Origin of the sequence: Aquabacterium sp. G14, assembly GCF_037482285.1 — a bacterium.
In the GTDB taxonomy this organism is placed as follows: Bacteria; Pseudomonadota; Gammaproteobacteria; order Burkholderiales; family Burkholderiaceae_C; genus Aquabacterium.
The window spans coordinates 406,707-421,515 of sequence record NZ_JBBEYB010000002.1 but is presented as its reverse complement, the minus strand read 5'-3'; the positions used below and the strand labels follow the sequence as shown (position 1 = coordinate 421,515).

Genomic DNA, 14,809 nt, shown 5'->3' with positions numbered 1-14,809 from the left:
CAGGCTTCCGAGCCCGACAAGGGTTCGTGGAGGCCACTGCGTCCGAGCACTATATCTGGTGTTTTGTGACATCGCAAGCACTAGGGGTAGTGTCTGCGAGGTTTGTGAGATCGGGGGAAGCCCCAGGATTCACGGCCACAAAAACGGACTTTCCAGAGGGGGAACGTCGCTCAGGCGAGCGCCTGGCCCCATGGAAAGACCTGGTCCGGCCAGGATGTGAGTGTTTGTAACTGGCGCCAATCGAACGCGCAGCCAGGGTCCTTCTTGCGGCCGGGGGCCACGTGTTCGTGCCCTGCAACCTGGTTGATCGGATAGTGCTGTGCGAGGGTGCGCAGCAATTCTCCGAGCCGGGTGTACTGCGCGGGCTCGAAGGGGCGGTCTTCCAGACCTTCGAGCTCGACGCCGACCGAGTAGTCGTTGCAGTTGTCGCGGCCCTGCCAGCTGGAGCGCCCAGCGTGCCACGCCCGCTCGTCCACCGACACGAACTGCAGCAGTTCACCGTCGCGGCGGATGACGAAGTGGGAGGACACCTCCATGCCGCGGATCTGATCGAAGTAGGGGTGGGCATCCCAGTCGAGCTGGTTGGTGAACAGCTGCTCGATCTCGGGGCCACCGTACTCCCCAGGGGGCAGGCTGATGGAGTGGATCACGGCCAGGGTCACGGCCGTGCCGGGCGGACGTGGGCCGAAGTTGGGAGACGGAACCGCGCGCGCATCGCGCAACCAGCCGTGTGACCAGAGGGGGGTAAGCTCAGATGGCATCGGGATCGAACTGTTCGTCCAACACCACGCCTTGATCCGTGATCTGGATGCCCAGTCGCGCCATGCGATAGCGCATCTGGCGGAGCGACAAGCCCAGGCTGCCCCCGGCAGCCGTGCGGTTGTTGCGATGCTTTTCCAGTGCGCGCACCAAGATGTCGCGCTCGATCTCATCGAGGTGTGCGGCCAGATCGCTGGGCAAAGGCGGGGAGGTGTCAGGCCGGGAGGTGCCCGCAGAAGCGATGACCGGAGGAGGGGCGTTCTGCGAGATCACATCAGGGAGAACAAAGGTACAGCGGTCTTCTGCGTGGTCGGGGATGGTCGGGGCAAGTCCGCGTTCGCACGCAATGCCCAGGTCCTCGGGCTCCAGTACCGAGTGGCTGCTCAGGGCCACGGCTCGCTGCAGCAGATTCTCAAGTTCGCGCACATTGCCCGGGAAGGGGTGCTGCATCAGGGCTCGCATGGTTGCCTGGCTGAGCGTGGGCGGCGGGCACAGACCGGCCTCATGGGCGATTCGCTCCAGGATGCGGGCGCTCAGCTCAGGCAGGTCTTCCAGGCGCTCACGCAGCGCGGGCAGGGTGACCTGGATGACATTGAGGCGGTAGTACAGGTCTTGGCGGAAGCGTCCGGCCTTGACTTCACTCTGCAGGTCCTTGTGGGTGGCGCTGAGCAGGCGCACATCGACCCCCACCTCGTGCGTGGCACCCAAAGGTCGGACGGCGCGCTCCTGGATGGCGCGCAGCAGCTTCGATTGCATCGCCAGCGGCAGGTCCCCAATTTCATCCAGAAACAGGGTGCCCCCGTGTGCTGCCTGAAAAAAGCCTTCCCGGTCTTCCTGGGCGCCGGTGAACGCCCCCTTGCGGTAACCGAAGAACTCTGCTTCCAGCAATTGCTCTGGAATGGCGCCACAGTTGACCGGGATGAAGGGGCGCTCGGCTCGCACGCTGACATCGTGGATGGCCCGTGCGACCAACTCCTTGCCCGTGCCGGATTCGCCCCAGAGCATCACCGGGGCCATGCTTCGGGCGACTTTCTCGATCAGTTCGCGCACGTGCTGAATGGGGGCGCTGTGGCCAGCCAGACGCGACAGGGCCCGCGGCGGGGGGAGGCAGGGACTGATTGAGGCTGCGTTGGGGGGCGATGCCGTGACGGTGACACCTGGCACCGGCTGTCCTGGGCGCTCGGAGGCAATGGCGGCGGCCACCACCGACCGAAACTGCTTGAGGTCGACCGGCTTGGTCAGATAGTCGTAGGCGCCGCTCTTGAGGGCGCTCACGGCGTTCTCGGCCGACCCATAGGCGGTGATGACGATGGATTTTTCACGACGCCCCCCGGCCTCCAGTCGCTGCAGCAGGTCGAGCCCGGTGCCGTCTGGCAGGCGCATGTCGGTGATGACGGCGCTGAAGGTCTGGTCTTGCAGGTGCTGCCAGGCCTCACCCACGGTGCCCGCGGTCTCCACGTCGTAGCCCTCACGCAGCAGGGTCAGTTCGTAGAGGGTGCGCAGGTCTGGCTCGTCGTCAACAACCAGCAGGCGATGAAGGGCAGGGGAGCTCATGCGATGTGGAGGGCGGACCCTTCAGGTTCGATCGGCATCGTGACGAAAAACTCGTTGCGGTGGCGTACTGCCGGGGGATGCTGTCGATAGTCGATGGCCGCCCCATGACGTTCGCACAGCTCCTTGCAAATATACAAGCCCAGACCGGTACCACGGCTGCGCGTAGAGAAGAAGGGTTCGAAGAGCGAGCGCTCAGTTTCAGCGCTCAGGGGCTCACCATCACTGCCGATGGATAACACCAGCATTGCGCCGCCGTGACGGGCAGGACGCCAGGTGAGTCCGACCTCAATGGCCCCGGGCTGTCCGCTGCCGTGGCGCAAGGCGTTGTCCAGCAGGTTCACCAGCACCCGTTGGAGGTGCTCAGGCTCGAAGCGCACGCGCAGCGGCCCTGGGGCTTGTGAGAGGTCGGTCAGACGCAGCTGCAGCAGCGACGAGGGCCCATCGCTCAGTCCGTGGGTGAGTCGCCACTCGTTGCAGATGGACTGCGTGGCCTCGACCGCATCGATCGCTGGCGCTGGGGGGCGAGCGCCTGGTGCCACGGCGAGGATGTCGTCGACAATGTGCTGCAGTCGCACGACGTTCTCCGAAATCATCCGTGTCAGGCGGTGCTGTGTCGGGTTGGTCGCGTCCTCCCCCAGCAGGGCATTGGCTTGGGAGATGGCGGCCAGCGGATTGCGGATTTCGTGGGCAATCCCCGCCGACATCCGTCCCATGGCGGCCAGCTTGTCCTGGCGCTGGCGAGCACGCACGATGCGCAGATCTTCCAGCCACAGCATGCACATGTCCTCCGCTTGCAGCGCCTTGTGCCCGCGGGTAAAGCGCACGCGCACCCTCAGGTCTCTGCGGCTGCCATCGTCGAAATGCAGCCGCACCTCCTGGCCGGCTTCAGCCTGCAGCGGTGCACTCACGGCCTGGTCGACCGCCTGAACCAAGCCTTGCCATGCGGATTGGCCACGCAATTGAAACGGTGCGAGCGGTGCGAGCCCTTGGGCACCCAGCAGGCGACGTGCCGCCGGGTTGGCCGTGCGCACGCGTCCTTGCCGGTCGACCACCAACACGCCCTCGCTCATCTCCTCCATCACCAGCCGGTTCAGCTGTGCCTGCTGCCGTGCCAGCTCCAGGCTGCCTCGGGCGCTGCGCTCCTCTCGGGCCACGCGCGCGGCCAGTTCACTTGCCAATGCGGCGATGGCGAACAAGCCAAAACCCGTCAAGCCGGCCTCGGTGAGCTGTGCGCTCAAGGTGGCCGTGAGGGTGCCTTGGATCCATGCGGCCGCCAGCAGATTGAGTGAGGCCACCGCAGCCACGGCCAACGCCACCAGCCTGGGCATCATGACCCCTGCCATCAGCACCGGCAGGGCCAGCAAGGCCTGGGTGTTGAGCGCGGTGCTCATCAGGTGCTGGAGCAGCGAGAAAAAGGCGAGATCCAGACCGATGCTGAAAACAGCCTGACGGGGGCTCAGGGTCGGCGTGCCGGGCGCGCCCCCGGTACGTTGATGGGCCACGGTGGAGGGCCACGCCCACAGCAGCAAAGCGAGGCTGGCGTAAGCCACGGCCGTGACAATCCAGATCAGCGCCCGATTGCCCATCAGCCAGTTGCCAGCCAGCAGGGCCAGCAGCACCACAGCGAGCAGCGCCCGCGCGCTCAGGAACGTCCGGTAGGTGCGCAGGAAGGATTGGTCGTCTCGCCGCCCTCGAGGCCCTGCCTCTTCGTGAGTCGATGTCGACCAGGGTAGATCGGTCGTGTCAGACCAGGCATCGGCGTGATTGGGCTCGGATCGACCAAACCATGAGGTCTGTGGGTCCCGCGATGAAGCAGACATGACCGGCCGTGCCTCAGTGTGCGGATGGGCCTGCGTCGCGGTGTGCTGCGCAGCAATAGGGGCGTTGCGCGGCGTCCAGACAGGCTTCGCTGGCAGGCAGGTGAATACCGCAGTGCGCACAGGCCACCATGTCTTCCACTTGGGCGGCGGGGGGCGGTGACGGGCGGGTTGCAGGTCGCGATGCGGGGCGATCACGACGCAGTTGCCGCATCCGCTTCAGCAGCGGTGAGTACAGCAGCCAGATGACCAGCACACCGATGAGCAGATACTTCAGCATGGCGCGCTCAGGTCGGATTGGCGCGATGGAGGATGACCTCCAACACGAAGCGCGATCCCACATAGGCCAGCAGCAAGAGGGTCGAACCAGCGACCAGCCACCGGATGGCGAGTCGACCGCGCCACCCAAAGCGCGCTCGTCCGACCAGCAACACGGCAAAGACCACCCAGGACAACACCGAGAACACGCTCTTGTGATCCCAGCGCCAGGGCGTGGTGAACCAGAACCCCAGCAGCAGGGTGAGTGACAGCATCACGAAACCCGCCCACACAAATTGCAGCGTCAAGGCCTCCAGCCGCAGCAGGGGCATGCCCAGGGCCTGCCCGCCATGCCGCGCCCGCAAGGGCAGGGTGCCCGATGCGCTGGGGGGCGCACGCAATTGCCGTTCGGCGTGACGCCATAACACCGCATGGAGCAAGGCGGCGCCAAACAGCCCGTAAGACGCAAAGCCCAGCAACCAGTGCAACGGTGCCCAGCTGGAGCCTTGAGCAGATTGCAACTGACCCGGAAACAGCCAGGCGATGCCGACGGTGAGCGCCGCCAGCACCGGGAGCACGCGGCGCACACTGGGCAGACCCAGGTGGCGGCTCTCGTAGGCGTACACCGCCACCACGAGCCAGCTTGTGATCGACAGCGCTGTTCCAAAGCCGAAGCGGGCTCCCATCACCCCCTCATGGGACACGACGGTGTCCAGCACAATGGCCACAGCCTGGGTCAACCAGGCCAAAGACAGGGCCGCCCAGATGGGGCGCTCCTGACGCGCAAGCCCCCCTGAAGCGCCTCCCGGCCAGGCTGCAGCCAACAAATAAGCCAATATGGCCAACGCACTGGGCCAGAGCGCGGGTTGCGAGGGCAAGGCGGGCGATAAAATCATGGGTCAAGTTTACGAGCACACGCAGCGATTTCATGGCATCCAACCTCACTGAACGACTCAGTCGCCTGGTCAAGACCATGCGCGGCCAGTCCCGCATCACCGAAACCAACGTGCAAGACATGTTGCGTGAGGTGCGCATGGCGCTGCTGGAGGCTGACGTGGCGCTTCCCGTGGTGCGCGACTTCATTGCCCGCGTCAAGGACAAGGCGCTGGGTCAGGAGGTCGTCTCCTCTCTGACGCCCGGGCAGGTGCTGGTCAGCATCGTCCAGAAGGAGCTGGCAGCCACCATGGGTGAGGGGGTGTCCGACATCAACCTCGCGGCCCAGCCGCCCGCCGTCATCCTGATGGCCGGTCTGCAAGGTGCGGGCAAAACCACCACCACGGCCAAGCTCGCCAAGCACCTGATCGAAAAACGCAAGAAGAAGGTGCTCACCGTCTCCGCCGACGTGTACCGTCCAGCGGCCATCGAGCAGCTCAAGACCGTGACCGGGCAGGCGGGGGCCGAATGGTTCCCTTCCACGCCGGATCAGAAACCTGCCGACATCGCGGCGGCGGCCATCGACCACGCCCGCCGTCACTACTTCGACGTGCTGCTGGTCGACACCGCCGGCCGCTTGGCCATTGACGAAGCCTTGATGGCTGAAATCAAGGCGCTGCACGCCCAACTCAAGCCGGTCGAAACCCTGTTCGTCGTCGACGCCATGCAGGGTCAGGACGCGGTCAACACGGCCAAGGCCTTCAAGGAAGCCCTGCCGCTGACCGGCGTCGTGCTCACCAAGCTCGATGGTGATTCCCGCGGTGGTGCGGCCCTGTCGGTGCGCCAGGTCACAGGTGTGCCCATCAAGTTTGCTGGCGTCTCCGAGAAGATCGACGGCCTGGAGGTGTTCGATGCCGAACGCCATGCCGGCCGTGTGCTGGGCATGGGCGACATCGTGGCCCTGGTCGAAGAGGTGCAAAAGGGCGTCGACATCGCTGCCGCCCAGAAGTTGGCCGACAAGGTCAAGTCTGGCGCTGATTTCGACCTCGAAGACTTCCTGGCTCAGATCAGCCAGATGAAGAACATGGGCGGCCTGTCCGGTCTGATCGACAAGTTGCCCACCGAGATCGCTTCCAAGGCTGGCCAGGCTGACATGGACAAAGCCGAGCGAGACGTGCGCCGCATGGAGGGGATGATTCGCGCCATGACCCCGCAAGAGCGTCAGAAGCCCGAGATCATCAAGGCCAGCCGCAAACGCCGCATCGCCATCGGTGCCGGGGTGCAAGTGCAGGATGTCAACCGCATGCTCAACCAGTTCGAGCAGATGCGCACCATGATGAAAAAGATGAAGGGCGGCGGCCTCTTCAAGATGATGAAGCGCATGGGCGGCATGAAGGGCCTGCCCGGTATGGGCGGCATGGGACGCTGACCGAGCTTGTCACGCCTTGTCACGCCTGGCCGCAATTTCTGATTGATTCTGGTGCGTGCCGCTGTTAGCGTATGCATTCGATCAATGCGTACGCAGACAGAACATGATGGATTGGGTGTCGTTGTGGCCGGCCTTGCTGGTGGGTGGGGTCGGTGCCGTGGGCGTGGCCGCTGCGTGGCGTTTCGGCCGTGGGCGTTTGGCTGCCTCACAGGTGACCCGTCCCGCCCATCCCCAGGACGGTGATCCGCGCCCTCGCAAATCGGGCCGCCCTTCGGCATACGACAGCCTCGACACGGTGCTTGATTGGGAGCCTGGCTCCACCCGGCTCCTGACCCACACCGAGCGCGAGGCCTACCACCTGCTGCGCAAGGCATTGCCTGATCACATGATTCTGGCCCAAGTGCCGGTGGCCCGTTTCATCAAGGTCCCGACACGCAACTCCTATGCCGAATGGTTGCGACGCGTCGGTTCGCTCTGCGTGGATCTGGTGGTGTGCGACATGGCTTCGCATGTGCTGGCCGTGGTGGAAATTCGTCGCCCATCTGATCAGGAAACCGACCGCACCCGGCGTCGCCACAGCCGCATGGACAAGGTGCTGCGCGCGTCACACATTCCCGTGCATGTCTGGCATGAAGAAGCCTTGCCCGATGTTCAGGCCGTGCGTGAGGCTGTTCTGGGGGCGGACGCGGCCCGTTTGGGCGCACCCGGACGTGAGGGCGGCGCGGGCTCCGCAGAGAGCAGCCGCAGTCGTCGTGATGCCGAAGCGGCAGCCGTGGTCGCCGCCATGCGCACCGGTGGCCTCATGCAAGGCATGTCCGTCAAAGAGCGCGGGGTGGACTTCAACCTTGATGACCTCGACGAGTCCGATCAGGCTGGCGCCGGGCGCCATGCTGCCACCCACCGGGATCCGCCTCCTTCGACCTGGTTTGATGACCTGGAGCCGACCATGCCGGCCCCGCTGGACGAAGTGCCACCACCTGCGCAACGCTCACGCTGAGCCTGTGCGCTGCGGGTGAGATCAGCTCAGCAGCGCTTGCGCAAACTCGCGGGCCTTGAAAGTCTGGAGATCCTCCAGCTTCTCGCCAACACCAATGAAGTAAACCGGCACGCTCTTGTGACGCTCGCGCGACCACAGGGCGATGGCCGCGAGCACGCCGCCCTTTGCGGTGCCGTCCAGCTTGGTCACGACTAACCCTGTCAGGCCGAGGGCTTCGTCGAATGCCTTCACCTGCGACAGGGCGTTCTGTCCCGTGTTGCCATCGACCACCAGCAACACCTCGTGCGGTGCGCTCTCCATGGCTTTGCCAATCACCCGTTTGATCTTGCGCAGCTCTTCCATCAGGTGCAACTGCGTGGCCAGGCGGCCGGCTGTGTCGGCGATCACCACATCGCAGCTGCGTGCATGCCCGGCCTTGACGGCGTCGAAGGTGACGGCCGCAGGGTCGCCACCCTCTTGGCTGACGATCTCCACCCGGTTGCGATCGGCCCAGACCAACAATTGCTCGCGCGCCGCCGCCCGGAAGGTATCGGCTGCAGCCAGCAGCACGCGCTGACCCGCATCAGCCAAATGACGGGTGAGCTTGCCGATGGTGGTGGTTTTGCCGGCGCCATTGACCCCGGCCACCATGATCACCGTTGGCGTGTGGTGCCCCACCTCGAGCGCTTGTTCGAGCGGCTGCAGCAGTTCGGTGATGGCGTCGATCAGCAGACCCTTGACTTGCGCCGGGTCGGTGGCCTTGGCTTCTTTCACCCGGCGCTTGAGATCTTGCAGCAGAAACTCGGTGGCCGAGACGCCTGCATCGGCCATCAGCAAGGCTGCTTCCAGCTCTTCATACAGCGCATCATCGATTTGCGTCCCGGTGAACACCTGCGCAATGCTGGAGCCCGTCTTGCGCAAGCCCTGGCGGAGCTTGTCCAGCCAGGAGCGACGCTCCACCACCGGCTCTTCGGCCATCAGCACGATGTCCGAAGAGGGCGTCGGAGGGGGCGATGTCACCGCGGCGCTCGCAGGCTCGGGCGTTTGCGGTGCCAGGAGGGTGGGGGTGGCAGGCGTCTCAACCTGGGTGGCCTCGGGCGAGGGCTCCTGGGGGGACGGCTCGGCTGGCGTGGTGCCCCACCCCAGCTTTTTCTTGATGAAACTGAACATGCGGTGATTGTAGGTGCGCGGGCCTTTTTACAATCCCCCCTTTGATGCGCCACGACATGACAAAACCACCTTCCTCGCGTTCGCAGCGCCCGTCTGGGGCCCAGACCCGCTCCCAGGCTGCAGATCCCGCGGCAGCTGCGCGCAAAGTGGCCCGCACGGCGGCCCAAGAGGTGCGCATCCTCGGGGGGCAATGGAAGCGCACGCCTTTGCACGTGCCGGTGTCTGCCGGATTGAGGCCCACGCCCTCGCGCGTGAGGGAGACGCTCTTCAACTGGCTGGGGCAAGATCTGGCAGGCTGGCGTGTGCTGGACGCTTTTGCGGGCAGTGGGGCATTGGGCCTGGAGGCCGCCTCCCGTGGTGCGGACGACGTCTGCCTGCTGGAGCGTGATCCGGCGTTGGTGCGCGCCTTGCAGGCCGCACTGGTGCGCCTCAAGGCCTCGCAGGTGCAGGTGCAGCAAGCCGACGCACTGCACTGGATGGCGCAGGCGCAGCGAGCAGGACGCTTTGATCTGGTGTTTCTGGACCCCCCTTTCGATGCCGACGTGTTCGCACCGGCATTGGCCTTGGCGGCGCGCTGCGTGCCCGTTGGCGGCTGGATTTATCTGGAAGCAGACCGGGCGTTCGCTGACGATGAGCCCGCCGTTCAACGTGCCGGCTTGCGTCAGCACCGTCATGGTCAGGCAGGTGCCGTGCACTTTCACCTTTTTCAGCGCGTGGCTGATGCAGCGTTTGCTGACGCTTCGGCGGCCTGACACTTACACTGAGGGTCAACCCGAAGGGGTAAGGCCCGCGCAGGAGTTCTATCGATGTCATCCCCTTTGTTGACCGCCGTGTACCCCGGCACGTTCGACCCCATGACCCTGGGCCATGCGGACCTGATGCGCCGGGCCAGCCAGCTCTTTGGGCGACTGGTGCTGGCGGTGGCGGCTGGACACCACAAGAAGACGATGTTTTCTCTGGAGGAGCGTTTGAGCATGGCCCGCGAGGTGGCCAGCGAGTACCCCAATGTCGAGGTCATCGCGTTCTCGGGCTTGCTGCGTGATTTCGTGGTGGCCCATGAAGGCAAGGTGGTGGTGCGTGGCCTGCGTGCGGTCAGCGACTTCGATTACGAGTTTCAGATGGCCGGGATGAACCGCCACCTCATGCCCGAGGTGGAGACCGTGTTTCTCACACCGTCTGATCAATACCAGTTTGTGTCCGGCACCTTTGTCCGTGAGATCGCGATGCTTGGCGGCGACGTCTCGAAGTTCGTTGCGCCGGCCGTTCTGGCGCGTTTGAAGGCGCGCGTGGCGCAGCAGTCGGCCTGAGGCTGGCTCGCAGCGATTGTCGATTCACCCCGTCCAGCAGTCAGGTCAAGATCGTGGCACTGAAAATCACCGAAGAATGCATCAACTGCGATGTGTGCGAGCCCGAGTGCCCCAATCAGGCCATTTCGATGGGCGAGACCATCTACGTCATCGACCCCAACAAATGCACGGAGTGCGTGGGGCATTTTGACGAGCCGCAGTGCGTGCAGGTTTGTCCGGTCGAGTGCATTCCCGTCAACCCCGAGCATGTGGAAACACATGAGCAGTTGATGGCCAAGTACCTCAAACTGCAAGGCACAGCCTGATCAGGGCTTCAAGCGACCGGGTGTGGGGGTGTCGGCCATGAGCGGCGGCAAGATCCGGTAGCGCACAGGTCGGGCGTCCTTGTCTTTGATGTGCTGCACGTCGTTGTGCCGCCTGACATCTTCTTTTGACGGATCTTGCCGTACATGGCGTGTTCGACGAGGCGATTCAGCCTGTCGTGCCGCCCGTTGCCGGTCACGCTCCATGGTCTGGAGCAACTTGCGTTCACGCTGCATCATCGAGGTGCTGTGGACCACCTGGCCAGGCTGACGCCTGTCGTGGGCGGTCAGCTGGCGTTGACGGTTCGATGTCTCGCTCAGGCACGGGAACTGGCTGTAGGTCGTGCGCCCCGTGGCGTCTTGACAAGCATGCACGGGCCGGCTGCGACTCGACGGCATTTCGGCATGAGCGGGCGAGCGTGTGGTGTGGCGCGGACGTGCCACGCCGTCGGAACCGCTCTCAGACTTGGCAACGACGCTGGTGACCACGCACAGTGACAGCGCAGCAATGGCCCAGCCCCGTGTGCGAAGCGAGCGGATCAGATTGACGATGAATGAACGTGGCGGGGCCATGTGTCCTCCCTGTGGAATGGCCGGCCCCGAACGTCGCTTGCCTCATGCAGTGGGCTTGTCTGGGTTGGGGGCGCTGGGTGAGCCCGCGGTGCTGCCATCGACCGCCGGTGCGGCGGCGGGCATCACCTTGCGCGGCGGCTTGGGCCGTTGCGGTTGCGCGTGGATCTGGGCCGTGGCTTTGGCGGTGTCGCCGGCCAGCAGGAGCTCGGTGGCATCGAGCGCCTGACCGATGCATTTGAAAATCGCTTCGCGTTCCGACTGAGGCGGCTTGCGCAGCACATAGGCCGCGACCTCATGCTTCACACCCGGGTGGCCGATGCCCAGTCGCAGACGCCAGTAGTCGGGCGAGCCCAATTGGCTGTGGATGTCTTTCAGGCCGTTGTGTCCACCGTGTCCGCCGCTTTTCTTGAGCTTGACCTGGCCAGGGGGCAGATCGAGTTCATCGTGGGCCACCAACACTTCGTCGGGCGCGATCTTGAAAAAACGCGCCAAGGCTGCCACCGACTTGCCCGACAGGTTCATGTAGGTTTGGGGTTGCAGCAGCCACACAGGCCCATTGGGCGTGTTCGCGCGCGCCACCAGACCGTGATAAGCCCGGTCGGGTTGCAGCGTCACCTTCAAGCGACGCGCCAGGTCGTCGATGTACCAGAAGCCGGCGTTGTGACGGGTGTCTTCGTATTCCGGTCCGGGGTTGCCCAGGCCGACAAACAGTCGAATCATGATGGTCGCGGATTATGGAGAGGGGCCTGAAAATGGAAAAGCCCCGCTTTTGGGCGGGGCTTGACTCAAAGCCCGAAGGCTTTCGGCGGCGTTGCCGAAGAAGAATTACTTCTTCTTCTTGCCCTTGGCGGGTTCGGCAGCAGCCACGGGAGCGGCGATGACTTCCTCGACCGGCTCGACCACGGTAGCGATCAGCGGGTTCTTGTGGCCGTGGGTACGGACCTTGATGTGGCTGTCCAGGACCAGATCGTTGACGTGGATCGTTTGACCCTTCACGACCTTGGCCAGGTCCACCGTCAGGAACTCGGGCAGCTGTTCAGCCAGGCACTCGATTTCCAGTTCGGTCACGGCGTGGTTGATGATGCACTTGTCGATCTTGACGGCTTCCGACTGCTCTTCGTTGATGAAGTGCAGAGGAACCTTCTTGTGGATCTTGGTGGTGGCGTCGATGCGCTGGAAGTCCACGTGCAGCACCAGGGGCTTGTACGGGTGCTTCTGGTAGTCGCGCAGCAGGACCTTCTCAACCTTGCCATTCAGTTCCATCTCGAGGATGGACGAGTGGAAGGCTTCCTTGCGCATGGCGTGGTACAGCGCATTGTGGTCCAGCTCGATGTTCTTCGGCTCTTGACCAGCACCGTAAACGATACCAGGGGTCTTGCCGTTGTTGCGCAGGCGGCGGCTCGCTCCGGTCCCCTGCAGATTGCGCTCAAAAGCGGTGAATTTCATGGAATGCTCCAAGTGGGTATAGCGCCCGCGACCAGGCGCTGTAAAAAGACCGAACCTGTGACGGCCCGGTCAGGGAATTCGGATCAGAAGTTGGCGTTCTGTTCCGAGAAGAGGGACGTGACCGAGTCGCCGTCGGTGATGCGGCGGATGGTCTCAGCGAACAGGAAGGCGGTGGACAGCTGACGGATCTTCGTCGTGCCCTTGGCGGCTTCGTTCAGAGGGATGGTGTTGGTGATCACGACTTCGTCGAGGGCCGAAGCCTTGATGCGTTCAATGGCGGGACCCGAGAACACGGCGTGCGTGCAGTAGGCGTACACGCTCTTGGCGCCGCGCTCCTTCAGCACTTCAGCAGCCTTCACCAGGGTGCCGGCGGTGTCGATCATGTCGTCCATGATCACGCAGTTGCGGCCTTCGATTTCACCGATGACGTGCATCACTTCCGACACGTTGGCCTTGGGGCGACGCTTGTCGATGATGGCCAGATCGCAACCCAGTTGCTTGGCCAGGGCACGGGCACGCACCACGCCACCGACGTCGGGCGACACGACGACGAGCTCTTCGTACTTCTTGGCTTGCAGGTCGGACAGCAGCACGGGCGATGCGTAGATGTTGTCGACCGGGATGTTGAAGAAGCCCTGGATCTGGTCGGCGTGCAGGTCCATGGTCAGGACGCGGTTGACGCCAACGGCTTCGAGCATGTTGGCCACGACGCGAGCCGAGATGGGCACGCGGGTCGAGCGAGGACGACGGTCCTGGCGGGCGTAGCCGAAGTAGGGGATGACGGCGGTGATGCGCTGAGCGGAAGCGCGCTTGAGCGCGTCGACCATGATCAGCAGTTCCATCAGGTTGTCGTTGGTGGGGGCGCAGGTGGACTGCAGCACGAACACTTCGCGACCGCGCACGTTCTGTTGGATCTCGACGGTGGTTTCACCATCCGAGAAGCGTCCGACCGATGCCTTACCCAGGGTGATGCCCAGGTTGGTGGCAATTTCCTGAGCAAGCGCCGGATTGGCGTTGCCGGTGAACAGAACGGTATCGGAGATCATGGTGGGCCGACCTTGGGATCTTGTGCTGATAAACAAAAAAGCACTTGCCCAGCACCTTGCCCTCAGGAAGTCCTGATGTGTGAATCAGGATAAACAGCCTTCGCGGAAGGTGTAGGGCAGGTGTGTGATTCGGTGATGGTGCCGAATTTAGAAAATTTGGCAGGGGAGGAAGGACTCGAACCCTCGCATGTCGGAATCAAAATCCGATGCCTTAACCAACTTGGCGACTCCCCTACACAGGTTTCAAAACTGCGCTGACTTGCGTCTTTGCTGTCTTGCTACCTAGTAGTCTGTACTCTTGTTCAGAGCCTTCTATTCTAGATCAGCTTTTGCATGTTTTGCAAGTCTGTTGCTCATTTGCATCACGCTTTCGATGTCTTCAATCAGCGATCTGATTGAGCATCTTGAGCAGTGGGTGCTGAGGCAGACCGCGACATACGCGACCGATCCACAATCCGTCATTCAGGCCCAGATCGCTTGGCTGGATGTGATTCAAGTGGCTGGTTTGATCGGGGGAGACCCACGAAAACACCGTGCTGCCTGAACCGGTCATCCGGCTGTTGCCGAACTGGTTCTGCATGACTTCAAGTGCCAGGCCAATGTCGTTACCGGATTCGCTGCTGGCTTGGTAAGCCACCGCGGCATCCTGCAAGTCGTTTTGACCGAAGCGCTTGGGCGCTGCAAGAAAGTCTGCAACTATAGCAGGCTTTGTGTCGCGTTTCAACGCATCGCTGCCAAAAATCGCGGCGGTGGGCACGGCGATGGCGGGTTTGAGCAACATCAAGGGCGTTTGCAGCACCTCGTCGGGAAGGGCCAACGGGGTGATCTGCTCGCCAATGCCTTCGACCCAGGCGTTGTGGCCGCGCACGAAGAAGGGCACGTCGGCACCCAGGCGCAGGGCCAGGCCCAGCAGGCGGCTGCGTGGCCAGTGCAGGCCCCACAGCTGGTTGAGTGCGAGCAATACGGTGGCGGCGTCGGAGCTGCCGCCTCCCAAGCCGGCCCCCCAGGGCACGTTTTTTTCGATGCGGATGTCGCAGCCTTGGGAGGTGCGACTCTCGGCTTGCAACAGGCGCGCAGCCTTCAGGCAGAGGTCGTCCTCGGGCAGTGTCACGGTGAGGTCGTGGCGGCGGATCTGTCCGTCCGAGCGGGTCTCGATGTGCAGGATGTCCTGCCAGTCGATGAGCATGAACACCGATTGCAGCAGATGGTAGCCGTCAGGGCGGCGCCCCGTGATGTGCAGGAAGAGGTTGATTTTGGCCGGGGCAGGCAGGTGGTGAAGGCTGGGCATGGTGTCGGGGC

The 14,809-nt window shown here is 63.7% G+C and carries 16 protein-coding genes and 1 tRNA gene; 5 read left to right on the top strand and 12 right to left on the bottom strand.

The features are described 5' to 3' along the window. Positions 1-170: 170 nt before the first annotated feature. The 5 genes from ampD to WIT60_RS04265 are packed head-to-tail and all read right to left on the bottom strand — an operon-like array spanning position 171 to position 5,284. A complete protein-coding gene (gene ampD, locus WIT60_RS04285) occupies positions 171-761 on the bottom strand; it encodes a 1,6-anhydro-N-acetylmuramyl-L-alanine amidase AmpD (RefSeq protein WP_339582701.1) in 591 nt (196 codons plus the stop codon). After that, entirely contained in the window at positions 751-2,313 is a 1,563-nt protein-coding gene (locus tag WIT60_RS04280; RefSeq protein ID WP_339582700.1) for a sigma-54-dependent transcriptional regulator, read from the bottom strand. The genes ampD and WIT60_RS04280 overlap by 11 nt, the downstream gene beginning before the upstream one ends. Further along, a complete protein-coding gene (locus WIT60_RS04275) occupies positions 2,310-4,133 on the bottom strand; it encodes a two-component system sensor histidine kinase NtrB (RefSeq protein ID WP_339582699.1) in 1,824 nt (607 codons plus the stop codon). The genes WIT60_RS04280 and WIT60_RS04275 overlap by 4 nt, the downstream gene beginning before the upstream one ends. A 13-nt stretch (positions 4,134-4,146) precedes the next feature. Then, the gene (locus tag WIT60_RS04270) at positions 4,147-4,410 is read right to left on the bottom strand and encodes a PP0621 family protein (protein ID WP_339582698.1); all 264 of its coding nucleotides are present in this window, start codon (positions 4,408-4,410) and stop codon (positions 4,147-4,149) included. A 7-nt stretch (positions 4,411-4,417) separates the two neighbouring features. After that, the gene (locus WIT60_RS04265; protein ID WP_339582697.1) at positions 4,418-5,284 is read right to left on the bottom strand and encodes a cytochrome C assembly family protein; all 867 of its coding nucleotides are present in this window, start codon (positions 5,282-5,284) and stop codon (positions 4,418-4,420) included. Between the two features lie 32 nt (positions 5,285-5,316). On the opposite strand from WIT60_RS04265, the gene ffh reads away from it, so the two are divergent. Both ffh and WIT60_RS04255 read left to right on the top strand, forming a co-directional pair. Next, a complete protein-coding gene (gene ffh / locus WIT60_RS04260; RefSeq protein ID WP_339582696.1) occupies positions 5,317-6,690 on the top strand; it encodes a signal recognition particle protein in 1,374 nt (457 codons plus the stop codon). Positions 6,691-6,793: 103 nt separating this feature from the next. Beyond that, the gene (locus tag WIT60_RS04255) at positions 6,794-7,687 is read left to right on the top strand and encodes a DUF2726 domain-containing protein (RefSeq protein WP_339582695.1); all 894 of its coding nucleotides are present in this window, start codon (positions 6,794-6,796) and stop codon (positions 7,685-7,687) included. A gap of 21 nt (positions 7,688-7,708) precedes the next feature. On the opposite strand, the gene ftsY is transcribed toward WIT60_RS04255, so the two are convergent. Continuing rightward, positions 7,709-8,836, bottom strand: coding sequence for a signal recognition particle-docking protein FtsY (gene ftsY, locus WIT60_RS04250; RefSeq protein WP_339582694.1), 1,128 nt, complete (start codon positions 8,834-8,836; stop codon positions 7,709-7,711). Positions 8,837-8,892: 56 nt separating this feature from the next. Between ftsY and rsmD the strand changes: the two genes are divergently transcribed. The 3 genes from rsmD to WIT60_RS04235 are packed head-to-tail and all read left to right on the top strand — an operon-like array spanning position 8,893 to position 10,448. Then, complete coding sequence (rsmD, locus tag WIT60_RS04245) at positions 8,893-9,588, top strand: 16S rRNA (guanine(966)-N(2))-methyltransferase RsmD (RefSeq protein ID WP_339582693.1); 696 nt, start codon at positions 8,893-8,895, stop codon at positions 9,586-9,588. A 54-nt stretch (positions 9,589-9,642) separates the two neighbouring features. Beyond that, on the top strand, positions 9,643-10,143 hold the full coding sequence (gene coaD, locus WIT60_RS04240; protein ID WP_339582692.1) for a pantetheine-phosphate adenylyltransferase: 501 nt from the start codon (positions 9,643-9,645) through the stop codon (positions 10,141-10,143). Positions 10,144-10,196: 53 nt separating this feature from the next. Further along, complete coding sequence (locus WIT60_RS04235; RefSeq protein ID WP_339582691.1) at positions 10,197-10,448, top strand: YfhL family 4Fe-4S dicluster ferredoxin; 252 nt, start codon at positions 10,197-10,199, stop codon at positions 10,446-10,448. Here the strand turns inward: WIT60_RS04235 and WIT60_RS04230 are convergent, their stop codons facing one another. From WIT60_RS04230 to ispE, 6 genes are all read right to left on the bottom strand, one after another. After that, on the bottom strand, positions 10,449-11,018 hold the full coding sequence (locus WIT60_RS04230; protein ID WP_339582690.1) for a hypothetical protein: 570 nt from the start codon (positions 11,016-11,018) through the stop codon (positions 10,449-10,451). Between the two features lie 42 nt (positions 11,019-11,060). Then, positions 11,061-11,738, bottom strand: coding sequence for an aminoacyl-tRNA hydrolase (pth, locus tag WIT60_RS04225; RefSeq protein ID WP_339582689.1), 678 nt, complete (start codon positions 11,736-11,738; stop codon positions 11,061-11,063). Between the two features lie 105 nt (positions 11,739-11,843). Further along, positions 11,844-12,464: a 50S ribosomal protein L25/general stress protein Ctc gene (locus tag WIT60_RS04220; RefSeq protein ID WP_339582688.1), complete on the bottom strand. Its 621-nt coding sequence runs from the start codon at positions 12,462-12,464 to the stop codon at positions 11,844-11,846. A gap of 83 nt (positions 12,465-12,547) precedes the next feature. Continuing rightward, a complete protein-coding gene (locus WIT60_RS04215) occupies positions 12,548-13,510 on the bottom strand; it encodes a ribose-phosphate pyrophosphokinase (RefSeq protein ID WP_339582687.1) in 963 nt (320 codons plus the stop codon). A 157-nt stretch (positions 13,511-13,667) separates the two neighbouring features. Then, positions 13,668-13,744, bottom strand: a tRNA-Gln gene (locus WIT60_RS04210). 145 nt (positions 13,745-13,889) lie between these two features. Beyond that, a complete protein-coding gene (gene ispE / locus WIT60_RS04205) occupies positions 13,890-14,798 on the bottom strand; it encodes a 4-(cytidine 5'-diphospho)-2-C-methyl-D-erythritol kinase (protein ID WP_339582686.1) in 909 nt (302 codons plus the stop codon). Positions 14,799-14,809: the final 11 nt, after the last annotated feature.